The following is a 21,674-nucleotide window of genomic DNA, read 5'->3' on the forward strand; positions in this document are numbered from 1 at the left end:
GGCGCTTCGATGGCGCGGCGATAGAGTGCCGCGCCCGTTTTCCGGACAGGCGACAGAATGCAACCTCTTCAACCCATAAAGAACAGCACGCGGATTTTTCTCGGCATTCTGTTCTTCGTGCTTTTTTTCTCCGCCTGGGGCTTTGCCACGCTCGGCGGTTTCGTATCGCCGACCTTTCTGGCGGACCCGATCACCATGCTGAAGGACGGCATCTATCTGCTGACCGATCAGGGATTTGCCGGCGATATCGGCATGACGATCTGGCGTGTTGTCGGCGGTTTCGTGCTGGCATCGCTCGTTGCCGTACCGGTCGGCATAGCCATGGGCGCTTACAAGCCGGTCGAGGCGCTGCTTGAGCCGTTCGTCTCCTTCGCGCGCTATCTTCCAGCTTCCGCCTTCGTGCCGCTGCTTATTCTCTGGGCCGGCATCGGCGAGATGCAGAAACTGCTGGTGATCTTCATCGGCGCGGTTTTCCAGATCATTCTCATGGTTGCCGTGGCGGTTGCCGGCACAAGACGCGATCTTGTGGAGGCTGCCTATACACTTGGCGCAAAAGACCGGGGCGTGGTCCGCCGCGTTCTCATTCCCGCCAATGCGCCCGATATTGCGGAAATTCTCCGTCTCGTCCTCGGCTGGGCCTGGACCTATGTCATTGTTGCGGAGTTGATCGGCGCGTCGTCGGGCATCGGCTATATGATCATCAACAGCCAAGCGCTGATGGCGACCGGGCAGATCATCTTCGGCATCATCGTCATCGGTGTCATCGGACTTATTTCTGACTTCGCGTTCAAATCGCTGAACCGGAAGCTTTTCGCCTGGAGGCTTGCCTGATGAGCGAACTCGTTATCAAGGGCGTCAGCCGCACTTTCCCCGGCGTTCAGGGCGGCCAGCCAACGCTGGCCTTGCAGCCCACGGATCTGGAAATCTCCCGCAACGATTTCGTCACGATTCTCGGCCCGTCCGGATGCGGAAAGTCGACTTTGCTGCGCATCATCGCCGGTCTTGACCGTCCAACGACGGGTGAAGTCCTTTTGTCCGGCCGGGCAGTGACAGGGCCGGGGGCGGATCGCGGCATGGTGTTCCAGTCCTACACGCTGTTTCCGTGGCTGACGATTCGGGAAAACGTCGCCTTCGGCCTGCGCGAACGTGGTGTCGCCGAGAAGGAAAAATGGGAGATCGTCGACAGCTATATCGACAAGGTCGGCCTGCGCGGCTTCGAGAACCATTGGCCGAAACAGCTGTCCGGCGGCATGCAGCAGAGAACAGCCATCGCGCGTGCTCTGGCAAACGGCCCGAAAATCCTGCTGCTCGACGAGCCTTTCGGCGCACTCGACAACCAGACGCGCGGGCTGATGCAGGAATTGCTGCTCGGCATATGGGAGCGCGAGCAGAAGACCGTCATTTTTGTGACGCATGACATCGAAGAGGCGGTGTTCATGGCGTCGCGGGTTGTGACGATGTCAGCGCGGCCGGGGCGCATCAAGTCGATCATGCCGGTCGACCTGCCGCATCCGCGTCACTACACCGTCAAGGCCAGCCCGGAGTTTTCGCAGCTACGCGCCAGGTTGACGGAGGAAATTCGCAGCGAGGCGATTGCCGCCGCTGCTCATGGATAGTTGATCCATAGAACCGGGAGGAAGGAAGCATCGGTATGAGGGGTACAGGCGCCGATCTTCAGGAAAAATCACTGCACGAGCGCATCCGCAACGATGTCGAGCGCCACATCATGTCGGGCGAGTGGCCGCCGGGGTACCGTATTCCCTACGAACACGAGATGACCCGGCAATATGCCTGCTCGCGCATGACGGTGAACAAGGCGCTCGGCGAACTGGTGCAGCGCGGCCTTATCGAGCGCCGCCGGCGTCTCGGCACCTTCGTTCGCCAGCCCCATGCGCAATCGGCCGTGCTGGAAATCCACGATATCGAACGGGAGGTGCAGGCGCTCGGTCTCGTTTACGGATACCGTCTAGACACGCGACGGCTGCGCCCTGCAGGTGAAAAAGACAGCGCAACCATGGCGCTTGCTGCCGATGCCCAGGTTCTTGAGCTTACCTGCACGCATTTTGCCGGCGGCGTTCCCTTTTGCCTTGAAGAACGCGTTATCAATGTCACCGCCGTGCCGGAGGCGGAACTGGCGGATTTTTCACAAGTTGGGCCGGGTACTTGGCTGCTGAAAATGGTTCCCTGGAGTGCTGCGGAACATCGCATCAGCGCAGTTTCCGCTGATCGCAAAAATGCGACCGCGCTCGGCATTGCTTCCGGTGCGGCGTGCCTCGTCATCCACCGCCGCACCTGGCACGGAGCGGATTATGTCACCAGTGTCCGGGTCACCTATCCCGGCGACCGACACGCGCTGGTGGCGCAGTTTTCGCCCTCGCAAAACACCTGAAGACCGCAGGTCGGTCAATTTTTTGTAAAGAAGAGTTTACGGTTCCTCTTTTGGCAATATAATAGTTGTCAAAAGAACTCAGGTTTATTATCGGAACGTCAAGCTTTCACGACGGCGTCCGTTCATGGCCCCGGTTTCAGGACCGGCCGATCTGCGGATGAGTTCATCGACGGAAATCCGGGATAAAAATTATGTCAGCTGAGACCTCAACTTCTTCCGCGTCCTTAACCAAGGCAAACAAAACACGGCATATCTCACTTGCCATGACGGTCACCTTGCTGGCCGGCTTGAGTGCCGGAGCGGTTTTTGCTCAGTCGGCATCGGAAACCCAGATACAGTCCGCACCGCAAACGGAAACGGTTCAGCCCGCGCAGCCGCCGGCAACTCCTGCGACGCCGAGCGCTCCGACGGCCACGCCCGTCCAGCCTTCCGCGACAGCAGCGGAGCAGCCGGCCGCCACCGCGCCCTCGCAGCCCCAGTCAGCTCAGCCTCAGTCAGCTCAGCCCGCACCGGCCCAGTTTGCGCCTGCTCAGTCCTCAGCCGAGCCCGCGCCGGTGTCCGAAGGTGACGCGCCGCAGCCGACGCAGACCGAACAGCCCGCGCAGACGAACCAGACGGTCGCGCCGAGCGAGACCTCCACCCCGCTGGAGCCTGTCAGCGCCGAGCCCGCGAGCGCCGAACATCGTGCTGATATCCCGCACAACCTGTCCCCCTGGGGCATGTTCATGGCGGCGGACTGGGTCGTGAAGGGCGTGATGATCGGTCTCGCTTTCGCATCGCTCGTCACCTGGACGGTCTGGGTTGCGAAGTCTATCGAACTTGCCGGAGCGCGCGTGCGTGCCGGTGCGACGCTCAAGGTCATCCGCCGGGCGAAAACCCTGAACGAGGCGACTGAGGCCGTCGAAAAGAAGGGCGGGCCGGCAGCGCTCATGTTGCGCATGGCAACTCACGAAATGCAGCTTTCCGACGCGGTGGTCGAACACACCGACGGCGGCGGGATAAAGGAGCGTGTATCCTCGGCCTTGTCGCGCATTGAAACCCACGCCGGTCGCCGCATGTCGCGCGGAACGGGCGCCTTGGCGACCATCGGCTCCACCGCTCCATTTGTCGGTCTGTTCGGTACCGTCTGGGGCATCATGAATTCCTTCATCAGCATCTCGGAATCGCAGACCACCAATCTTGCCGTCGTGGCACCCGGCATTGCCGAGGCGCTGCTTGCCACGGCAATCGGCCTTGTCGCTGCTATTCCAGCGGTGGTGATCTACAACGTCTTCGCCCGCTCGATCACGGGATACCGGCATTTGCTGGCGGATGCCGCAGCCGGCGTGGAACGCCTCGTCAGCCGCGACCTCGATTTCCGCCGCATTCCGCCGGGCAGCAGCAAGCCCGCAGTGTCGCTGGTTGGGCGGTGATCGGTCATGGCTGGCGGTATTCGCGAAAATAGCGGAGACGATCTCTCCGAAAACCACGAAATCAACGTCACGCCTTTCATCGACGTGATGCTGGTTCTGCTCATCATCTTCATGGTGGCCGCACCGTTGGCGACCGTGGATGTGAATGTCGATCTGCCCGCATCCACCGCCAAGCCGGCGGAGCGCCCGGAAGAGCCGCTTTATCTGACCGTCAAGGATGATCTGTCGCTCAATCTCGGCAATGATGCGGTTGCCCGCGAAGCCCTGGCAGCGGCGATCGACCGGCAGACGGGCGGCAAGAAGGATACGCGAATTTTCCTGCGCGCCGACAAGGCCGTCGACTATGGCCACTTCATGGAAATCATGAACCTGCTTCGCGATGCCGGATATCTGAAGATCGCTCTGGTAGGGCTGGAAAATGCCGCTGTGGCAACGCAGCCAGCCGGTGCCGTTCCGCCCGCCGCGCCTGCTGTGCCAGGAACCGCGCCATGACTGAAAACGGCTACCCGCAGTCCCGACATTCCCGCCTCGGGGAAGCGGCGTTGTGGTCCGCCGCAGCACTGCTCATGCTGGGCGTTCATGCGGGTTTTGCCTATTACCTGATGCAGGAACCAGAGGAACTGGATGCCGGCGGGCCGCCGCCCGCCGCGATCATGATCGAAATGGCGGCCATACCGGAAGCCGTGAACACCGAGGAAACGACGCCTGCGCAGGACGTTGAAGATGCCGAAGAGGTAAAGAGCGACAACAGCCAGCCGGTGGAGGAAGTCACCCCGGAGGAGCCGCCGCCGCCTGAGCCGGTTGTGGAAACGCCGCCGCCGGAACCCGTGCAGCCGCCGGAGCCTCCGGTCGAGGAGATCGTCGAACCGCAGGAAATCCCTGAACCGGTGGAGCCGATCGATCCCGTGCAGGAACAGATGATGGCGGAACTCGAAAATGTCGAGGTTCCCTTGCCCGTCATCCGGCCACCGCCGCCGCCGGTCGAAAAGAAGGTGGAAAAGAAAGAACCGGACGACAAGAAGAAGGTCGAGCGCCAGCGCCCCAAACCGCAACAGGCATCGGAACTGCGCGAAACGGCCAAGGCCGAGACACAGCAATCCGACCGGACGGCGGCATCGCGCAACAATGCCGGTTTCTTCTCTTCGGCGTCCGTTTCGCCCGCAAAATGGGGCGCTAAAGTTCATGCACATATCAAACGTCGTAAACCCCGCTCTCTTCGTGGTGGTGATATGACGGCGACTGTGCGCTTCCGGGTCAACGATGCAGGTGTCGTTAGTGGGGTGAGTATTGTGCAGTCTACGGGTGATTCCTCTGTCGACCAGCAGATCGCAGCCTGGGTACAGAGTGCCTCACCGGTCCCGCCTCCTCCTCCGGAGATAAATAAGACGATCACTTTGCCGATCAGTATCCGTTAGAGCCATACCAGCGGCGCGGATTTTCGAAGTGAAAATATGTGCTCACTCGATATTTCATGCGATACCGATTTAGGCCTGAATTGCATTTCGCGAATGTTTTCGATGGTGTAGGTCTTGTCGACTTGACACGCAGAGGCATTCCGGAATGAAATTCTCAATCGCAGAGGCGGAGGATCTCGTATCCTCTATCTTTGAGCGCAACGGCGTTCTGCCGCAAAACGCCCGCTCCGTGGCGAAGGCGCTCGTGGCATCCGAGGCTGCAGGCCAGGGCGGCCACGGTTTTCGGCGTATCCCCGTTTATGTCCGTCAGGCGCGGGTTGGCAAGGTCGATGGCAATGCGCGGCCGGTGGCAAGTCGTGTCAAACCGGGTGTGCTTTCAATCGACGCTAACAACGGTTACGCCTATCCCGCGATCGATTGCGCCGTAGACGAGTTGCCGGACATGGCCCGGCAGCAGGGCATCGCGCTCGCCGCGATCCATCGCTCCCATCATGCGGGCGTCATGGCGCTTACAGTCGAGCGTTTCGCGGAAATGGGCCTCGTGGCGCTGATGTTCGCCAATGCTCCGGCATCCATGGCGCCTTGGGGTGGCACCAAACCGCTCTATGGCACCAATCCGATTGCATTCGCCAGCCCTGTTGGCGAGGCAGATCCGCTGGTGATCGATCTGGCGCTTTCCAAGGTTGCGCGCGGAAAGATCATGGCGGCCCGCCAGAAGGGCGAAACCATTCCGGGCGACTGGGCGCTTGATACGAATGGCCGGCCCACGACTGATCCCGAAGAAGCCATAGCCGGAACGATGGTGCCTGCAGGCGAGGCCAAGGGGGCTGCCCTGGCGCTGATGGTGGAGATCATGGCCGCCGCGCTCACCGGTGGAAGCTTCGCCTTCGAGGCCTCTTCCCTTCTGGACGACAAGGGTGCGCCACCCTCTCTCGGCCACACGATCATCGCCATAGACCCCGTATCGTCGGGCGGTGCGGCCTTTACCGAGCGACTGGCGCTTATCGCCGGAGAGATAGAAAAGCAGGAAAACGTGCGTTTGCCCGGTCGGCGAAGCCAGGGCATTCGAAGGCAGGCGCTGGAAAGCGGTATCATCGTCGAAAGCGATATTCTTGCCGAAATCCAGTCGCTATGAACTGAAAATGAAAACCCGGCGGACCGGAAAGTCCGCCGGGTAAACCGTGTATGGCTGCCTCGCATTTGCGCCGATAGGCCGGAAATCATTTCCGACCCGCCTTTTGGTCCGCCGTCCCGCCATCGAAATGGTGGGTTTTTGGCGCAGAAAGCAACACATCCGGTTTTGGCTTACGGGAAGGGGACGATTTCACGTAAGCTTTTGGAGCGAGAGGGAAGCTCTAAATATCCTGTTCGATCAGTCCGCGCAGCAGGGCAATGCTGACGGCATTCAGCAGATTGGCCGCACCCAGCCTTAGGCGGACCCGTTCCAGAGTATCTTTAACATCCGCTTCGTCCGCTCCCGTTATCAAGGCAATGTGAGAAGGATGTCGGCCTCGCGCAACGAGCCCCAGATATTGCCGCTCACGATCCGAAAGGACGATTTCACGCGCCTGGTGACGTTCATGCTGCGTTTTTGACGACATAGTCTTTCAGCCTCAAAAGAGATTGACCTTCCCAAAGCCGGATGTGGCCTCAGGAACCAAGCAATAAGCGGCTGATCTCGCAGCCAGCCGGTCCCGGCATGGGCATATCCTCGGCGATGAAAGAATGACTGCACCGTCCTTCCCAAAAACCTGAAATCGGTCCTTGTCCAGAACAATGTAAAATTCAAAGCTTTGGAATATTTTCCGTTATGCCCGAAGGCATATTGCGGCGTTCTATTAGGCGGCCTGCCATATGAAGAGAATAACATCTCACGCCAAGTTTTGCGTTTTTATTGTTATGTTTCGATACATAATCCAATCAACGCCGACATATTTCCCAATTTTATTTTGGATATGTGGAATATTGATGCCGGGAATACGCCCTATACGGCGGAATGATGCGCGTGTTTCTTGCGAATATACGTGGGCGTTGCCCCGAACCAGCGGGAAACGGAACGCGAAAACGCACCCGGCGTCGAATAGCCGAGCCTGTAGCTGATATCGGAAACCGGAAGATCGCTTTCCACGAGGAGCTTGAAGCCGGCATTCTTGCGAATGGCGTCCTTTATCTCGTTGAGATTGGTCCCAAGCTCGGCAAGCCGTCTTTGAAAACTGCGTTCCGACAGGTTGAAATAGGGGGCGATCTCGCTCAGCGAAAGCTCGGCATCCGACAGCCGCACTTGCATGTAACGCTTCACCTGATCGATGAAATGCGTGGCGTCTGCCGATGTCTCCGGCCGCAGCATCCGGCATTGCAAATTCATCAGCTCGAACAGCCGCTCATCTGCATTTGGGTTGACCACGTCCAGAAGCGATGTGGGAAGACGCATGGTGTGGATGGGTTGCGAAAAGCTGACGCGCTTGGTCATTCTTTCTTTAAATAGCTGAATATTAATCGGTTTCGGCCGTTCCAGACCGATCTCGATCAGGTTGACGCGCTCCCCCAGAATATCGCGAAGGCGCTGGATCAGAGCTGTCAGCGACAAATCCACATATTGATCGCGTTTGGCGATGACAGGCGCAAAGGACCACGACAGGGTTACGTGCGCGGCATCCGTGACCATGGTGAAATTGCTGTTATTGGTCGCGTAATAAACGTGATCCTGAAGAAAACGCAGGAAAGCCCGCACTGTCGGCGCGCTGATCAGGCCATACCCGAACGCGCCGGATGCGCCGGCGGGAAAGGTGGACGCGCATTGCAGACCAAAGGCGTCGTCGCCGGAAATCAACGCACATGTCTCGAGCAGGCGGCAAAATCTGTCGAGGCTGATGCGCTCCGTCACGCTGCCGAAAGTGGCAGGATCGATATCGAGAGCCTTGCAGATGGGGGCGATATCAATGCCCCGCGACCGTGCATAATTGGCAACGCCGGCGGCCAGACCGGCCACCACTGTTATCTCGTCGCTGACCCTCTTTTCAGGCATCCCTCGCCTTGGCGTACCATGTTTGGAAATTGTCGCCTGATGGTAAGCGTTGGGAAGCCATTTGTCGAGCAGTTCGGCCTGTGGAGTTTAAATGTGGCGACGGCAGGCGCTCTGCTCCAGCACCTGCATGATGGTTTTGCCCGCATCTTCCATGGCACCGCTATTGTCCACCGTTGTCACGTCGAAATCCCCGACGACTGTCAGCGAACTGCGTTCCAGCCGCCGGAGAATATCCTCCCGGCTTTCCCGCCCGCGCTGCTCCAGCCGCTTCGCCAGCACGTCCGGCCGTGCAACGATGTTCACGACCTTGAGGCGGGCAAACGCGGTGCCGAACTGGGGCAGGGCCCGAGCGGGAGCCGTTGGCGATGACCACGTCTCCCGCATTAAGATGGCGATAGACGGCGGCCGGAATGCCATATTTCAGCCCGTGCGCCTGCCAGGAAACGGCAAAAGCACCTTCCTCTTCCAGCCGGTTGAACTCGTGCATGGAAACCGCATCGTGATTTTCGCCGCCGGCATCGCCGCTGCGGGTAATGACCCGGCGGGTGAAATGGAAGCCCGGCCGCCCGGACAGCTGCGCTGCCGCATAATCCATCAGCGTGTCCTTGCCGGCCCCACTCGGGCCGACAATTACGATCATGGTTCCGGGCACCGTACCCAGCGTCTGGCCGCCAAGCCGGCTATCCTGTCCGTTGCCGGTCATGCCACACGTTTGCCCTGACGCCAGACCGAGCGGGCGACGGGAACGCCGTCCTCACGGTGAACTCGGACCAGATCGGCCCGCAATCCCGTTGCGATGCTGCCGCGATCGCGAAGGCCCACCGTTCGTGCCGGCGTGGAGGTGACCATGCGCAGCGCTTCCGGCAGAGTGATGGCTTCCACCTGGTCGGCGAGCAGGAACGGCGCGTAAAGCAGGCTGAACGGTACATAGTCGGAAGAGAGAACATCCAGCACGCCAAGTTCGGCAAGATCACGGGCGGCGATGTTGCCGGAATGGGACTTGCCGCGAACGATGTTCGGTGCGCCCATCAGCACGCTCATGCCGGCGCTGTGCGAAGCCTTTGCCGCCTCGACGCTGGTGGGGAACTCCGCGAGTTTCACCCCGTGTCCGATCGCTTCGCCCACATGCGCTTCTGTAGCGTCGTCATGGCTTGCAACGGTTATGCCGCGCTCGGCGCAGCGGGCTGCCAGGTAATCCCGGTGCTTGGCAGAAAACTCCGCCGATGCCGTCTGCCGGCGTCTGACGAACTCGGCGAAAGCCTCGTCGCTCAGTCCGCGCTTCTTCTGGTAATAGAAGATGTATTGGTCCATCGACTGGAACTGGCGCTGCCCCGGGGAGTGGTCCATCATCGAAATCAGCCGCACGCGCGGATCGGTCTCAAAATCTTCGAAATGCTCGAGCACATCGGCTGAGGCGACTTCGCAGCGCAGGTGCAGCAGGTGATCTGCCCGCAGGCGGTTCTGATCGGCAGCGGTTTCAATGGCATCCGCCATTTCCCGCATCTCGCCCTTCTTGAACCCGCCATCTTCGTCGGAGCCGAGCCGCAGGCAGTCGAAAACAGTGGTAATGCCTGATGATGCGACCTGCGCATCGTGAGCCTGAATGGCGGCGATCTTATCCCAGATAACCCCGGGACGCGGCGAATAGTGCTGTTCCAGATGGTCGGTGTGCAGTTCCACCAGACCCGGGATGAGGAAATCGCCTTCGAGATCCTCACCGGTTTTGGAGGCGCCTTCGCTGATATCGGCGATCTTGCCGTCACGGATCAGAACGGATCCCAGAATAATATCGTCTTCCAGGACGATACGGGCGTTGGAAAGGGCGTGCTCGGTCATGGGTCAGCATCTTTCTTTGGCGGCTGGCCAAGCGGGTGCCAGCGATGAACGGTAAATGGTGCGCCGCGCGTTTCCTCAACGAACAAAGCGAGGCCGGAAATGGTGAGAGGCCGGTCGACGAACTCGGAAAACCGGGTCGAAAGCACATCCTGGATAGCGGGCGCGTCGCTTTCGTCGATGCGGCCCGTCAGCGTCATATGAAAGCGGAAGTCGTCCATGACATGCGGATAACCCCAGAGCGACAGATTTTGCCGCTGGCTTTCGGTCAGGTTTTGCGGGCGCCGGCGGGCAATGTCGGTCTCGGACAGGGGCGCGCGAAACCGGTCGAAATGGTCGACGATCTCAGCGGCAAAATCCTGCAGCGGCTGGTAGGTGCGATCCGGAACGAGCGCGAAAAACGGCCCGAGTGCGCCGATGACAACACGCGGAATATCGAAGACGGATTGGCTGGCCGCAAACTGTTCGAGGGCGGCGACGAGATCCGCTTCGCTGTATTTTTCGGCAAGCTCGAAGGGGGCTTTCAGCGTCGCGTGGAAACCGTAACGGCGCGGCTCTTCCGTCATCTCCGCATAGGCGGCATGGTCATCATGTTGGGCGCCTGAAAACGCATTGCGTCCCAGCCAGCGCGACGCCGCTTCAGTCAGTGGATGATCTTTAGCCGGAGAAAAATAGATGGCGTAGCGCACGGCAAGCACTCTTCGGTGTCATGGAAAACCTGGATGAAAAGCTATTTGGCGTGACTCGCCCGCTTCCCGCAAGGTCAGGAGTGCGAGGTAATCGCTTTCCGTGACAGAATGATGATGCCCCAGGAAAAAAAGCGCTTGAAACGCCGCGTGTCTCTCGAATGTCCGGAAGACGGATGCTGGCACATTGAAGGGATGTGTCGGGCTTTTGCAAAAAGGTTCCGGTTTTGCGCAGGTCTCAGGGAGCGGGATAGCGAAACCCCGCCTCTGTTTCATCACTTAGTGCTGGGTTTTCCCGATCAGACGCGACCGCAGGGAATTCGAGATGTGGTCGAACAGGAAAACCACGAAGAGAATGAGAAGGACCATATAGGCGACCTTGTCCCAGTCGGCATTGGTACCCATCGCTTCCAGCAGTTTCAAACCGATGCCGCCGGCGCCAACCGCACCGATGATCGTGGCGGAACGGGTATTGCTTTCCCAGAAATAAAGCGACTGGGAAATGAAGACCGGCAGGACCTGCGGAAGCACGCCGAAACGATTGACGGCAATGGGGGAAGCACCAACCGATTTGACGCCCTCGCGCTGCTTGTCGTCAACATTCTCCAGCGCCTCGGCATAGACCTTGCCGAGCGCACCGGTATCGGTGAAGAAGATCGCGGCAATGCCGGGGATCGGTCCCGGGCCGAAGCTGCGGGTAAAGAACAGCGCCCAGATCAGCATGTCGATCGAGCGCAGGAAGTCGAACAGACGCTTCATGCCCCAGTTGGCGGCCCTGTTGGCGGTGATATTGCGTGCGGCGAGAAAGGCGAGCGGCAGGGCAACGAGCGTGCCGAACAGCGTGCCCACAAAGGCCATCACCAGCGTCTGCATCAGCTTGGAAAGAATATCGGCGTGCTGCCAGACACCATTGTCGAGGAAATCATCGACCATGTGGCTGATGTTGGAGCGCATGGGATCGAGCCTTTCCCCCCACAGCGCCAGCGCGGCAAGGTCGCCGTAGCCCTTGCCCCAGAATTCCGATTTGGTATCGAACAGGAAGTTCGCCCACCCGAGGAACCGCCGCTGCACGTAAACCTGACTGGTGCGGATTTCCGCCTGTCCGGCAAAACCGTAATGCACGAGAACCTTGTTGCCGTCCTGCGTGATCTCTTGCGGCAGGATCTCAGGCGCCAGAGCCTTGTCGCCATTGATGATGACGGGATAGTTCTTGCCGTCGACATACACGTCCACCCGGGTCGGCGTTACGTCGAGACGGTTTTGCGTGCCCGCATAAACAACGCTGTAGCCACCATCCGGCAAGGGTTGCAGCCAGTCAATCGGCGCATCGGTGGGATATTGCATGCGGCTTGACCACTGGGGGTTCACCTTGCCGTCTTCGAAACGAAGGCGTGGCTGGGCCCGCCAGGAATACCAGTCCTGAATGTAGCTCGAAGCGCGATCCCATCGGCCCTGCATGAAAGCGGGGCCGACATTGAAGAAGAAAAAGCAGGCGGTGAGATAGACGAGGACGGCGACAATACCGGTCAGCAGGCCGTATCGCTGCATGAACCCGCGATTGAAAATTGCGGGATGTGCGGCCGTCAGCCTCTCGCGGTCTGCGGTATTGAGAATGAAGCTGGACGACATCAGGCCGCTCCCCGTCCGAATTCGAAGGATTGATGGCCGATCAGCCTGCGGCGCAACCAGCTGGAAAATTGGTCTACGGCGATGATGGTGATCAGCAGCAGGATGATGATGGCATAGGTCTTGGAGGCGTGATCGTTACCGATCGACAGCCGGAAGACCTCGCCAATGCCGCCACCACCAACGGCGCCGATGATGGTCGAGGCGCGTACGTTGATTTCGGCACGCAGTAAGGCGTAGGATACGAAATTGGGCAGGACCTGCGGCACGATGGCAAAGCGCACCCGCTCCAGCCAGTTGGCACCCGCGGCACGGAGACCTTCATCCGCCTTCATGTCGGCATTTTCCACGACTTCGAAGAATAGCTTCCCCAGAGCCCCGATGGTGTGCACGGAAATCGCGATGATCGCCGCGATTGGCCCGATCGATAAGATCGCAGTCAGCAATCCGGCGACGACGATCTCCGGAAAGGCGCGCAGGATCTCCATTACCCGGCGTACCACCCAGCGCACGAGGCCGGCACCGATAAGGTTGGTGGAGGCAAAGAAGCACAGCACAAAGGCGAAGGTCGTGCCTATTATCGTCGAGACCAGCGCGATGTTGAGCGTGATGATCAGCTGATAGATGAAATGCGGTATGTAGAAACCGTTGGTGATGTAAACGCGATCCGCGACATAGTTGTATTTCAGCGAACCGTTGTCATAGGGCGACGGCAGGTCGAACATCGCCCGGAAGACCTCCAGGGGACTATCCGGCACGAATGTTTTCATGAAGTCGAAAAAATAGGGCAGGCGCTCGAAGAACTTGCCTGAATTGGCCTCATTGGCGAAATTCAATGAGGCGGCAAGGACGATGAGGAAGATAACGAGCGACATAACGGTATAAATCCGCCGTGTCCTAAGCTGCTGTTGATAATGACGCATCACCGTTCGGGACGATGCGCTCAATCCCTCGGGCGTGAGGGTACCATGTTGCAGTGTGGTCGCCATGCCGCTTTCCTTTATTGGCAAAAGCGGCGATGCCGCAAGGCACCGCCGCTTCTGGATATGATCTGAGGATCAGCCGCCGATAACGGACTTACGGGCGTCGATGATCGTCTGGTAGAAAGCCGGGTCGACCTTGATGTAGGCAGTGTTCTTGCCCTGGGTGTAACCCTGGAAGCAGGCGAGATCCTTCTTCGGCAGTTCCATGAAGAAGTCTTCGACCTTCTGCTTCATGCTGTCACCGATCTTGTTGGCAACGAGAAGCGGACCGTTCGGGATCAGCGGGGACTTCCAGACCTGAACGATATCGTCCATGTCGAGGTTGCCCTTCTTGACCATCTGGTGAAGGTTGCCGCCGGAGTAGCCTTCTTCCCACTTGCCGACGCCCGAACCGAATGTCGTGCCGACGTCGAACTTTTTATCGAGAACGGCGAGAACGAGGTTCTCATGGCCGCCGCCGAAGCCGGTTTCGGAGAAATATTCCTTGACCGGAACGCCGGTTTCCTTCGGGATCGATACGTTCGGGACGAGGAAGCCGGAGGTGGAGTCAGGGTCGGCGAAGCCGATCTTCTTGCCCTTGGCATCAGCCAGAGACTTGATGCCGCTGTCCTTGCGGGCAACCATGATCGTGTAGTAGCCGCTGGAACCGTCAGAGCCGGTATAGGTCAGGATCGGATCGACGGCCTTGGGATCGGCAATGGCGATCTTGGCGTAGGAAGAAGCGCCCATGGAGGCAATGTCGATGGTGCCGCCGAGCAGGCCCTGGATAACGCCGTTATAGTCCGGCGACGGGAAAACCTGAACTTCGGAAACGCCGGTTGCAGCCTTGAGGCCATCGGCAACGCACTTCGTGTTGCGGATCTGGTCGGCTTCATTTTCCGAACCGTCGAGACCGATACGCAGGACCTTGACGTCCTGAGCCATGGCCGAACCGGCCAGAACGCCGAGGGCGACTGCCGAAAGAAGGATTTTCTTCAACATGGACTTTCTCCTGTTTCCCGGCGAGCCGGAGTTTGTTGTGAAGTATCGGCCCTTGACGCGGGCGCAAACGATGCTGAGCGGTTCCTCAGAGCCCGGCGAGAGCCAGCGGTTCGGGACCGGCAGATTGCTGAACCGGACGCGCGGCAAGCTGCGCGCCGGGAATATTGATGCTGGTCGAGGTCATGGTCTCGTCGATGCCGGCGCCGTGTGAATCCGTGCCGTAAATCTCCGTGACCGCCGCCGCCGTCAGTTCGGCGGGCGTTCCGTCGAAAACGACTCGACCCTGCGACATGCCGATGATGCGTTCGCAATAATTGCGCGCCGTATCCAGCGTATGCAGATTGGTGATGACGGTGATGCCTTCACGCTCGTTGATGTCGCGCAGGGCGTCCATGACGATCTTGGCGTTCAGGGGATCGAGAGAGGCGATCGGCTCGTCGGCGAGAACCATCTTCGGAGACTGCATTAGTGCCCGTGCGATAGCGACGCGCTGCTGCTGGCCGCCGGAAAGCGTGCCTGCCGCCTGCATGGCTACGTGCTCGATGCCGAGCCGCTCGAGGGCGGCAATCGCCATCAGGCGCTCTTCATCCGTGAAGATGTTGAACAGGCTGAGCACGGTCGAACGGTGGTTCAGGCGGCCAAGCATGACATTGGTGAGCACGTCGAGACGCGGCACCAGATTGAACTGCTGGAAGATCATCGCGCAGTCGCGCTGCCAGTTGCGCAGGGCGGCACCCTTCAGCGAAGAGACTTCCGTGTCGTTGAAATGAATGGAACCCGAGGAGGGATCGACGAGGCGGTTGATCATGCGCAGCAGCGTTGACTTTCCTGCGCCAGAACGTCCGATCACGCCAACCATCTGGCCTTGCGGAATTTCCACATTCACGGAATCGACCGCAGTGTGGTTGCCGAAACGGCGCGTGACTTGCTTCAGGTGAAAGCTCATTTCCCCGTCCAATCTTCTTCTGATGGGGTTCGACCTAACAGCGGTGCGTGAAGCGTGAATGTCAGTTTGATGAAGAAAATATTACAGAATGCGCAGATAAGGCGTGCGCGTAGTCGCCTGCGAACCTTTTAGTAGTCGTGCCAAGGGCTTGAAGCCCGCGCTGTGTCTCGCAGACATGGTTAGGGAGACCCCGGAGCATGACCCCGGAATCTGCAGTTTCTTCGGTGTGGGGCGATTTTACCCGGCGTATTTCGCCACGAAATCCTCGGCGGCGAGGGTGCGGAAATCGTCCAGTGCGCCGCGCAGCGTTGCGTGGTCCCAGTCCCACCATTTGAGATCGTCCATGCGCTGGCCAAGGTCCGCCGGGAAGCGGTTCCTGATCAGCCGGGCGGGTACGCCGCCGACGATGGTATAGGGCGCAACGTCTTTCGACACGACCGCACCGGCCCCGATTACCGCACCGTTTCCGATTGTGACGCCAGGCAGGATGGTCGCGCCATGGCCGATCCAGACATCGTGGCCGATCACCACGCGCTTGGCGCGGCGGGCGGCGAAGAAGTCATTTTCATCTTCGGCGTCGTCCCAATAGCTGCGGGCACGGTAGGTGAAATGGTGAAGTGTGGCGCGCGACATCGGATGATTGGTCGCGTTGATGCGGACGGATGCGGCGATGTTGACGAATTTGCCGATGGTGGCGCACCAGATCGCACCGTCCTGCATGACATAGGAATAGTCGCCCATCTCCACTTCCTCGATGCGGCAGCGTTCCGAAATTTCGGTATAGCGGCCGATCGATGAATTGGTGACGCGGGCACTTTCGTGGACAACAGGTTCGAGACCGACCTTCACACTCATGCCGCTGCCTTCCGGGGGGAGAATTGCGAGACATCCAGAACGCGATCGGCCACAGCTTCCCGCACTTCCTCGTCATGGAAAATACCGAGCAAGGCGGTCCCTTTGCGCTTCTTTTCGGCGATCATCTCCACGACCACCCGTCGGTTGGCGGCATCGAGGGATGCGGTCGGTTCATCGAGAAGCAGGATCGCGTGATCGGTGATGAAACCGCGTGCGATGTTGACGCGCTGCTGCTCGCCGCCGGAAAAGGTTGCTGGCGGCAGCGACCACAGTTCCCGTGGCAGGTTGAGTTTCGAAAGCAGAACGGCTGCCTGCTCGCGGGCCTCTTCCGCAGCAACCTTGCGCGCAAAAAGCGGCTCGGCGACGACGTCGATAGCCGGAACGCGCGGCACGGTGCGCAGAAACTGGCTGACATACCCGATGGTGCGATGGCGAATCTCGAGGATTGTGCGCGGCGAGGCGCTGCCCATGTCGATGACCTGATCCTCGTGGCGGATGAGGATCTGGCCGCTGTCGATGGCATAATTGCCATAGAGCATTTTCAGGATCGAGCTTTTGCCGATGCCGGACGGGCCGCCGAGCACGACACATTCTCCGCCGGAAACGGAGAAACTGACATCGCGGACAACAGGCAGTTCGATGCCATCGCGAAGATGCATGGTGAAGCTTTTGAAGACTTCCGAAACGATAAGGGGTGTCGGCATGGCGTCAAACCTGCAAAATGGAGGAAACAAGCAATTGCGTGTAGGGTTCGCGCGGATCATCCAGCACCCGGTCTGTCAGACCGTGTTCGATGACGTCACCACCCTTCATCACCATCATGCGATGGGAAAGCAGCCGCGCTACCGCCAGATCATGGGTGACGACGATAACGGCGAGGCCGAGATCGTTGACGAGACCACGCACGAGATCGAGCAGGCGTGCCTGCACCGAGACATCGAGGCCGCCGGTCGGTTCGTCCATGAAGACGAGGCGCGGTGAGGTCACCAGGTTGCGGGCAATCTGCAGACGCTGACGCATGCCGCCGGAAAAGGCGCGCGGCTGGTCGTCAATGCGGTCTGTGCCGATTTCCACCCGTTCCAGCCACTCGCTGGCCGATTGCCGGATGTTGCCGTAATGCCGGTTACCGACAGCCATAAGCCGCTCGCCGACATTGGCGCCGGCCGAAACCGCCATGCGCAGCCCATCCGCTGGGTTCTGGTGCACGAAACCCCAGTCTGTCCGCATCAGGAAACGCCGTTCGGCCTCGCCCATATGATAGAGGTCTCGCACCGAGCCGTCGCGCATGCGATATTCCACGCTGCCAGCCGTCGGCACGAGCCGTGTGGAAATGCAGTTGAGAAGCGTGGTCTTGCCGGAGCCGGATTCACCGACGATTGCCAGAACCTCGCCCGGATAAAGCTCGAAGGAGACGTTGCGGCAACCGGCGCGGTCGCCGTAATATTTGGAAACGTCCCTGACTTTCAGAAGCGGTGCGTCGCTCATTCTGCGGCCTCCTTCACATCCGCCAGCAAATGGCCCTTGTGGCCATGGGCGCGGCGGTCTTCGCAATGGTCGGTATCGGAGCAGACGAACATCCGCCCGCCCTTGTCGTCCAGCACCACCTCGTCCAGATAGACATTCTCACCGCCGCACAGCGCGCAGGGCTTGTCGAAGCTCTGGATTTCAAACGGATGGTCCTCGAAATCCAGGCTGACGACATCCGTATAGGGTGGCACAGCATAGATGCGCTTTTCGCGCCCGGCCCCGAACAATTGCAGGGCGTCCGACAGGTGCATTTTCGGATTGTCGAACTTCGGGGTCGGCGAGGGGTCCATCACATAGCGCCCCGCAACCTTCACCGGATAGGCGTATGTGGTGGAGATACGACCGTTGCGGGCGATGTCCTCATAAAGCTTGACGTGCATCAGGCCGTATTCCTCCAATGCATGCATGACGCGGGTCTCGGTCTCGCGCGGCTCGAGGAACCGCAAGGGTTCAGGAATGGGAACCTGATAGACAAGCACCTGCCCCGAATGCAGTTCTTCTTCGGGAATGCGGTGCCGCGTCTGGATGATGGTTGCATCCTTGGTGCGGGTGGTGACGGCGACATCAGCGACTTTCTGGAAGAAGGCGCGGATGGAAACGGCGTTTGTGGTGTCGTCGGCGCCCTGGTCGATAACCTTCAGGACATCGTCTGGACCGAGGATGGCGGCAGTCACCTGCACGCCGCCGGTGCCCCAGCCGTAAGGCATGGGCATTTCACGGGAAGCGAAGGGAACCTGATAACCGGGGATGGCAATTGCCTTCAGGATCGCCCGGCGGATCATCCGCTTGGTCTGTTCGTCCAGATAGGCGAAGTTGTAGGCAGCCAGCCCGTCGTCGAATGAAACTTCTTTAAGCATTGCGCGTTAACCTTGCGAAAAAAGGAGTACAAGCTCATGGAGATTGGAATTCTTGCAGCCGTGTTCTTTGCCGCTTTTGCAGCATTGACCGTCTTTTGCGCCTATTGGTTCGGCGAGCAGCACAGTCGCTGATTTATTCGGCGGCATCGCTCATCCATTCCCCGGCATCGGTGTCGGCCGCGTCGAAATCGGCGCGCATTTTGCGCACCAAGCCCAGTTCGGCCTGAAAATCCACGTAATGCGGCAATTTCAGATGTTCGACAAAGCCCGTAGCCTGCACATTGTCGGCGTGTGAGATGACGAATTCCTCATCCTGCGCCGGAGCAACCACATCCTCACCAAATTCACCGGCGCGTAGCGCACGGTCGACCAGCGACATTGCCATCGCCTTGCGCTCGCTCTGGCCGAACACCAGACCGTAACCGCGGGTGAATTGCGGAGGCGCCTTGGCAGAACCCTTGAACTGGTTGACCATCTGGCATTCGGTGACCTTGATGTCGCCGAGCGATACAGCAAAACCGAGCTCCGGCACATCCAGTTCAACCTCCACCTCGCCGATGCGGATTTCACCGACGAAGGGATGTGTACGGCCGTAACCGCGCTGCGTCGAATAGGCGAGCGCCAGAAGAAAGCCCTCGTCGCCGCGTGCAAGCGATTGCAGGCGCAGGTCGCGCGCCATCGGAAACTCTATCGGTTCCCGGGTCAGATCGCCGGCAACGTGGTCGTCCGGCATGTCGCCGTCACTTTCGATCAAGCCTTCTTGGGCGAGAATGTCGGATACGCGCATGACGTATTCTGTCTCGCCTTCACGGATGGCAGGGATCTCGACAGCTGCGTCCTCCAGAAGCGAGGGATCGAGCAGGCGGTGGGTATAATCGAAGGTCGGTCCCAGCAATTGCCCGCCCGGCAAATCCTTGTAGGTCGCCGAAACGCGCCGTTGGACCGTCATCTTCGCAGTATCCACGGGAACAGAATAGCCGAAACGGGGCAGGGTCGTGCGGTAGGCGCGCAGCAGGAAAATCGCTTCTATCATGTCGCCGCGAGACTGCTTGACGGCAAGGGCGGCCAGCGACTGGTCGTAAAGCGAAGCCTCCGCCATGACCCGGTCAACGGCGAGCGAAAGCTGCGAAACGATCTGCGCCACCGTCATGGCGGGCAGGTCGCGGTCTCCGCGCCGCTTGTCGGCCAGAAGCCGGTGGGCGTTGGCGATGGCGGTTTCCCCGCCTTTGACAGCAACATACATCTTATGCCTCCACGGGTTGAATGCGCGTCGTGCGCGGCAGGCAGACGAATTTGTCGCCAGCCGTCAGGATGACGTCGATGCCGCGCGGGAAGATGGCGTTGTTTTCCGCCCATAGCCTCGGGAATATGTCCGGCAGGCCGGATGGGCTAATGATGTTGATATGGCGGATGCCGGGGCCGGACAGCAGCAGTTCCCGTCCGCCGTCAAGATCGGGCAATTCAATGATGACCGTCGTGGAACGGTCGGGGTATTCCTGACTGCCCTGGGCAAAGAGACCGAAGGAGGCAATTGCGCTTCCCGCCTCAATGACGGCGAAATGCGCCGCGCTTTTTTCCTCTGTTGTAACCGCCCCGGTGTGAAATCCGATCCATCCCGGCACCGTGGTTTTGCGTAGCGCGCCGCTCAGCCAGACCGGCGTGTCATGGTCGCAAAGTGCAAGAAGAACGGCGCCGCTGGCCGCGCCAAGCGGCAGCGGCGGGGCAACTGTTGTTTCGATCGTTTGCGCTGTGCCTGGCCGGGCCATGCCGTCCATGAGCTTCTTGAAGATTCGCTGTGAATCGAAAACGGCGTCGGAAAAACCGCCCGTCAATGCTTCGGCTTTCACGCCCATCAATCCTCTCCTCGAACCATGGTGAAGAAATCCACACGAGTTGCGGCTGTTTCTTTTGTTTTCCTGTCTTTCTCCTCGGCCAGTCTTTTTTCGACCGGTGAAAGAAGCTCGGTCTCGATGAAGCCGCGTGTCGGGTTTTCCTGCCAGAGCGCATCGAAAACCGCAGCGTACCAGGCCTTCTTGCGACCGGTGCCGAGCACATGCGCATGGCCGACGGTGCCGGATGCAAGCTTCACGGTTGCCCGGGTCACGGTGGTTTCGCCCAGATTAAAGGGCGCACCGCCGCCGCCGATACGGCCCTTGACCATCACGAGGCCGGTTTCAGGCCCCCGCACGTTTTCCGTCTGCGGGCTGGCATCCTGCCGGCTCCAGACCGCCTCAAGTTCCTGAACGGTGGCGCGGGCAAGAAGTGCTGCCACCCGTTTCCTTTCCGCATGTGAATTCGCAGCTTCGTTATTCATCGCTTGACCTCTAATGTCTATTGATATAGACAACTATACAATATAAGTTACAATTAACGTCGATGAATGACAAGCGTGTGACATGAGCCCTTCGGCAGCGATGAAAAGAAAGAACGGCGTGGCGCTCTGGCGACAGATCGCCGACAGGATCAGGGGCCAGATCGCAGCGGGCGATTACGACGAAACCGGCATGTTGCCGCCGGAAATGACGCTGGCCGAAAAATTCGGTGTCAACCGCCATACCGTCAGGAGCGCCATTGCCGCGCTGGCAAGCGAAGGCATTCTCGAGGCGAGGCAGGGGCGCGGCACGATGATTGCGCGCAAGGAACGACTGAGCTTTCCGATTTCACTGCGCACACGGTTCACTGCTGGTATCAGCGATCAGGTGAAGGATATGCAGGCGCTGCTTCTTTCCCACACCACCGAGCCGGCAAATGCCGACCTAGCGGCACGGCTGCAATTGCAGCCGGGTGCACCGCTTGTGCGTCTGGAAACCCTGCGAAAGGCCGATAGCCGGCCGGTTTCCCGCTCGACCACGTGGTTTCCGGCGGACCGTTTTTCAGGGATAGGGGAAGCCTATCAAAAAAGTGGGTCGATCACCGCCGCCTTCGAAATGCTGGGCGTCGCGGATTATGTGCGCATCTCTACCGTCATTTCCGCGAGCCACGCTGATACACAGGATTTGGCCGATCTCGAATTGTCGCCGGGCGCAATCCTGCTCGTCACCCAGGCGCTGAACGCGGATATGGACGGCATTCCCGTGCAATATGCCATCAGCCGGTTCTCGGCCGATACGGTTGAGTTTACCGTGGAAAATTAAGGCCG

General features: G+C 59.6%; 23 protein-coding genes and 1 pseudogene. 8 read left to right on the forward strand and 16 right to left on the reverse strand.

Translation table 11 applies throughout. From position 1 onward, the window contains the following. Positions 1-57 precede the first annotated feature (57 nt). The 7 genes from CRO62_RS18420 to CRO62_RS18450 all read left to right on the forward strand — a co-directional run bounded on the left by CRO62_RS18420 (position 58) and on the right by CRO62_RS18450 (position 6,351). Positions 58-831 carry an ABC transporter permease gene (locus tag CRO62_RS18420; RefSeq protein ID WP_003493144.1) on the forward strand — a complete coding sequence of 258 codons (774 nt, stop codon included), beginning with the start codon at positions 58-60 and terminating at the stop codon, positions 829-831. Further along, on the forward strand, positions 831-1,616 hold the full coding sequence (locus tag CRO62_RS18425; RefSeq protein ID WP_097101117.1) for an ABC transporter ATP-binding protein: 786 nt from the start codon (positions 831-833) through the stop codon (positions 1,614-1,616). The genes CRO62_RS18420 and CRO62_RS18425 overlap by 1 nt, the downstream gene beginning before the upstream one ends. Before the next feature lie 35 nt (positions 1,617-1,651). Continuing rightward, positions 1,652-2,389 carry a histidine utilization repressor gene (hutC, locus tag CRO62_RS18430; RefSeq protein ID WP_097101118.1) on the forward strand — a complete coding sequence of 246 codons (738 nt, stop codon included), beginning with the start codon at positions 1,652-1,654 and terminating at the stop codon, positions 2,387-2,389. Between the two features lie 191 nt (positions 2,390-2,580). Further along, on the forward strand, positions 2,581-3,801 hold the full coding sequence (gene exbB / locus CRO62_RS18435) for a tonB-system energizer ExbB (RefSeq protein ID WP_097101119.1): 1,221 nt from the start codon (positions 2,581-2,583) through the stop codon (positions 3,799-3,801). 6 nt (positions 3,802-3,807) lie between these two features. Then, positions 3,808-4,293, forward strand: a complete 486-nt coding sequence (gene exbD, locus CRO62_RS18440) for a TonB system transport protein ExbD (protein ID WP_097101120.1) — start codon at positions 3,808-3,810, stop codon at positions 4,291-4,293. Beyond that, positions 4,290-5,216: an energy transducer TonB gene (locus tag CRO62_RS18445; protein WP_025592088.1), complete on the forward strand. Its 927-nt coding sequence runs from the start codon at positions 4,290-4,292 to the stop codon at positions 5,214-5,216. The genes exbD and CRO62_RS18445 overlap by 4 nt, the downstream gene beginning before the upstream one ends. Before the next feature lie 145 nt (positions 5,217-5,361). Beyond that, on the forward strand, positions 5,362-6,351 hold the full coding sequence (locus CRO62_RS18450) for an Ldh family oxidoreductase (RefSeq protein ID WP_097101121.1): 990 nt from the start codon (positions 5,362-5,364) through the stop codon (positions 6,349-6,351). A 220-nt stretch (positions 6,352-6,571) separates the two neighbouring features. Here the strand turns inward: CRO62_RS18450 and CRO62_RS18455 are convergent, their stop codons facing one another. From CRO62_RS18455 to phnG, 16 genes and pseudogenes are all read right to left on the reverse strand, one after another. After that, a complete protein-coding gene (locus tag CRO62_RS18455) occupies positions 6,572-6,817 on the reverse strand; it encodes a LuxR C-terminal-related transcriptional regulator (protein ID WP_003514469.1) in 246 nt (81 codons plus the stop codon). Positions 6,818-7,200: 383 nt separating this feature from the next. Then, positions 7,201-8,241: an AraC family transcriptional regulator gene (locus CRO62_RS18460; protein WP_097101122.1), complete on the reverse strand. Its 1,041-nt coding sequence runs from the start codon at positions 8,239-8,241 to the stop codon at positions 7,201-7,203. Between the two features lie 87 nt (positions 8,242-8,328). Further along, positions 8,329-8,944, reverse strand: a pseudogene (gene phnN / locus CRO62_RS18465) (phosphonate metabolism protein/1,5-bisphosphokinase (PRPP-forming) PhnN). Beyond that, positions 8,941-10,077, reverse strand: a complete 1,137-nt coding sequence (locus CRO62_RS18470; protein ID WP_003514474.1) for an alpha-D-ribose 1-methylphosphonate 5-triphosphate diphosphatase — start codon at positions 10,075-10,077, stop codon at positions 8,941-8,943. The pseudogene phnN and the gene CRO62_RS18470 overlap by 4 nt, the downstream one beginning before the upstream one ends. Beyond that, positions 10,074-10,772, reverse strand: a complete 699-nt coding sequence (locus CRO62_RS18475; protein WP_179784566.1) for a DUF1045 domain-containing protein — start codon at positions 10,770-10,772, stop codon at positions 10,074-10,076. The genes CRO62_RS18470 and CRO62_RS18475 overlap by 4 nt, the downstream gene beginning before the upstream one ends. Before the next feature lie 267 nt (positions 10,773-11,039). Then, on the reverse strand, positions 11,040-12,389 hold the full coding sequence (gene phnE / locus CRO62_RS18480) for a phosphonate ABC transporter, permease protein PhnE (protein ID WP_097101123.1): 1,350 nt from the start codon (positions 12,387-12,389) through the stop codon (positions 11,040-11,042). Next, positions 12,389-13,375: a phosphonate ABC transporter, permease protein PhnE gene (gene phnE, locus CRO62_RS18485; RefSeq protein ID WP_013635271.1), complete on the reverse strand. Its 987-nt coding sequence runs from the start codon at positions 13,373-13,375 to the stop codon at positions 12,389-12,391. The genes phnE (CRO62_RS18480) and phnE (CRO62_RS18485) overlap by 1 nt, the downstream gene beginning before the upstream one ends. 69 nt (positions 13,376-13,444) lie before the next feature. Next, entirely contained in the window at positions 13,445-14,350 is a 906-nt protein-coding gene (gene phnD, locus CRO62_RS18490) for a phosphonate ABC transporter substrate-binding protein (RefSeq protein WP_003514479.1), read from the reverse strand. Positions 14,351-14,435: 85 nt separating this feature from the next. Then, positions 14,436-15,296, reverse strand: a complete 861-nt coding sequence (gene phnC / locus CRO62_RS18495) for a phosphonate ABC transporter ATP-binding protein (protein WP_003514481.1) — start codon at positions 15,294-15,296, stop codon at positions 14,436-14,438. Positions 15,297-15,533: 237 nt separating this feature from the next. Then, the gene (locus tag CRO62_RS18500; RefSeq protein WP_097101124.1) at positions 15,534-16,151 is read right to left on the reverse strand and encodes a DapH/DapD/GlmU-related protein; all 618 of its coding nucleotides are present in this window, start codon (positions 16,149-16,151) and stop codon (positions 15,534-15,536) included. After that, positions 16,148-16,855 (reverse strand): phosphonate C-P lyase system protein PhnL, encoded by a 708-nt coding sequence (gene phnL / locus CRO62_RS18505; protein ID WP_003514486.1) that lies wholly within the window; start codon positions 16,853-16,855, stop codon positions 16,148-16,150. The genes CRO62_RS18500 and phnL overlap by 4 nt, the downstream gene beginning before the upstream one ends. 4 nt (positions 16,856-16,859) lie before the next feature. Continuing rightward, on the reverse strand, positions 16,860-17,636 hold the full coding sequence (gene phnK / locus CRO62_RS18510) for a phosphonate C-P lyase system protein PhnK (protein WP_003514488.1): 777 nt from the start codon (positions 17,634-17,636) through the stop codon (positions 16,860-16,862). Then, positions 17,633-18,535 (reverse strand): alpha-D-ribose 1-methylphosphonate 5-phosphate C-P-lyase PhnJ, encoded by a 903-nt coding sequence (locus CRO62_RS18515; RefSeq protein ID WP_003514490.1) that lies wholly within the window; start codon positions 18,533-18,535, stop codon positions 17,633-17,635. The genes phnK and CRO62_RS18515 overlap by 4 nt, the downstream gene beginning before the upstream one ends. Before the next feature lie 133 nt (positions 18,536-18,668). Then, the gene (locus CRO62_RS18520) at positions 18,669-19,778 is read right to left on the reverse strand and encodes a carbon-phosphorus lyase complex subunit PhnI (RefSeq protein ID WP_097101125.1); all 1,110 of its coding nucleotides are present in this window, start codon (positions 19,776-19,778) and stop codon (positions 18,669-18,671) included. Between the two features lies 1 nt (position 19,779). Continuing rightward, positions 19,780-20,388, reverse strand: coding sequence for a phosphonate C-P lyase system protein PhnH (gene phnH / locus CRO62_RS18525; RefSeq protein ID WP_013635274.1), 609 nt, complete (start codon positions 20,386-20,388; stop codon positions 19,780-19,782). Beyond that, complete coding sequence (gene phnG, locus CRO62_RS18530) at positions 20,388-20,849, reverse strand: phosphonate C-P lyase system protein PhnG (RefSeq protein ID WP_003514497.1); 462 nt, start codon at positions 20,847-20,849, stop codon at positions 20,388-20,390. Before phnG ends, phnH begins: the two co-directional genes overlap by 1 nt. A gap of 82 nt (positions 20,850-20,931) precedes the next feature. Between phnG and phnF the strand changes: the two genes are divergently transcribed. Next, entirely contained in the window at positions 20,932-21,669 is a 738-nt protein-coding gene (gene phnF / locus CRO62_RS18535; RefSeq protein ID WP_097101126.1) for a phosphonate metabolism transcriptional regulator PhnF, read from the forward strand. The last annotated feature ends 5 nt before the right edge of the window (positions 21,670-21,674 follow it).

It is taken from the genome of Rhizobium sp. AN6A (genome assembly GCF_900215635.1).
Lineage (GTDB): Bacteria > Pseudomonadota > Alphaproteobacteria > Rhizobiales > Rhizobiaceae > Agrobacterium > Agrobacterium tumefaciens.

What these genes read in the sequence shown, in the direction of transcription:
- CRO62_RS18420 (WP_003493144.1), top strand. Translation starts at nt 58, where the DNA reads ATGCAACCTCTTCAACCCATAAAGAACAGCACGCGGATTTTTCTCGGC.
- CRO62_RS18425 (WP_097101117.1), top strand. Translation starts at nt 831, where the DNA reads ATGAGCGAACTCGTTATCAAGGGCGTCAGCCGCACTTTCCCCGGCGTT.
- hutC (WP_097101118.1), top strand. Translation starts at nt 1,652, where the DNA reads ATGAGGGGTACAGGCGCCGATCTTCAGGAAAAATCACTGCACGAGCGC.
- exbB (WP_097101119.1), top strand. Translation starts at nt 2,581, where the DNA reads ATGTCAGCTGAGACCTCAACTTCTTCCGCGTCCTTAACCAAGGCAAAC.
- exbD (WP_097101120.1), top strand. Translation starts at nt 3,808, where the DNA reads ATGGCTGGCGGTATTCGCGAAAATAGCGGAGACGATCTCTCCGAAAAC.
- CRO62_RS18445 (WP_025592088.1), top strand. Translation starts at nt 4,290, where the DNA reads ATGACTGAAAACGGCTACCCGCAGTCCCGACATTCCCGCCTCGGGGAA.
- CRO62_RS18450 (WP_097101121.1), top strand. Translation starts at nt 5,362, where the DNA reads ATGAAATTCTCAATCGCAGAGGCGGAGGATCTCGTATCCTCTATCTTT.
- CRO62_RS18455 (WP_003514469.1), bottom strand. Translation starts at nt 6,817, where the DNA reads ATGTCGTCAAAAACGCAGCATGAACGTCACCAGGCGCGTGAAATCGTC.
- CRO62_RS18460 (WP_097101122.1), bottom strand. Translation starts at nt 8,241, where the DNA reads ATGCCTGAAAAGAGGGTCAGCGACGAGATAACAGTGGTGGCCGGTCTG.
- CRO62_RS18470 (WP_003514474.1), bottom strand. Translation starts at nt 10,077, where the DNA reads ATGACCGAGCACGCCCTTTCCAACGCCCGTATCGTCCTGGAAGACGAT.
- phnE (WP_097101123.1), bottom strand. Translation starts at nt 12,389, where the DNA reads ATGTCGTCCAGCTTCATTCTCAATACCGCAGACCGCGAGAGGCTGACG.
- phnE (WP_013635271.1), bottom strand. Translation starts at nt 13,375, where the DNA reads ATGGCGACCACACTGCAACATGGTACCCTCACGCCCGAGGGATTGAGC.
- phnD (WP_003514479.1), bottom strand. Translation starts at nt 14,350, where the DNA reads ATGTTGAAGAAAATCCTTCTTTCGGCAGTCGCCCTCGGCGTTCTGGCC.
- phnC (WP_003514481.1), bottom strand. Translation starts at nt 15,296, where the DNA reads ATGAGCTTTCACCTGAAGCAAGTCACGCGCCGTTTCGGCAACCACACT.
- CRO62_RS18500 (WP_097101124.1), bottom strand. Translation starts at nt 16,151, where the DNA reads ATGAGTGTGAAGGTCGGTCTCGAACCTGTTGTCCACGAAAGTGCCCGC.
- phnL (WP_003514486.1), bottom strand. Translation starts at nt 16,855, where the DNA reads ATGCCGACACCCCTTATCGTTTCGGAAGTCTTCAAAAGCTTCACCATG.
- phnK (WP_003514488.1), bottom strand. Translation starts at nt 17,636, where the DNA reads ATGAGCGACGCACCGCTTCTGAAAGTCAGGGACGTTTCCAAATATTAC.
- CRO62_RS18515 (WP_003514490.1), bottom strand. Translation starts at nt 18,535, where the DNA reads ATGCTTAAAGAAGTTTCATTCGACGACGGGCTGGCTGCCTACAACTTC.
- CRO62_RS18520 (WP_097101125.1), bottom strand. Translation starts at nt 19,778, where the DNA reads ATGTATGTTGCTGTCAAAGGCGGGGAAACCGCCATCGCCAACGCCCAC.
- phnH (WP_013635274.1), bottom strand. Translation starts at nt 20,388, where the DNA reads ATGGGCGTGAAAGCCGAAGCATTGACGGGCGGTTTTTCCGACGCCGTT.
- phnG (WP_003514497.1), bottom strand. Translation starts at nt 20,849, where the DNA reads ATGAATAACGAAGCTGCGAATTCACATGCGGAAAGGAAACGGGTGGCA.
- phnF (WP_097101126.1), top strand. Translation starts at nt 20,932, where the DNA reads ATGAGCCCTTCGGCAGCGATGAAAAGAAAGAACGGCGTGGCGCTCTGG.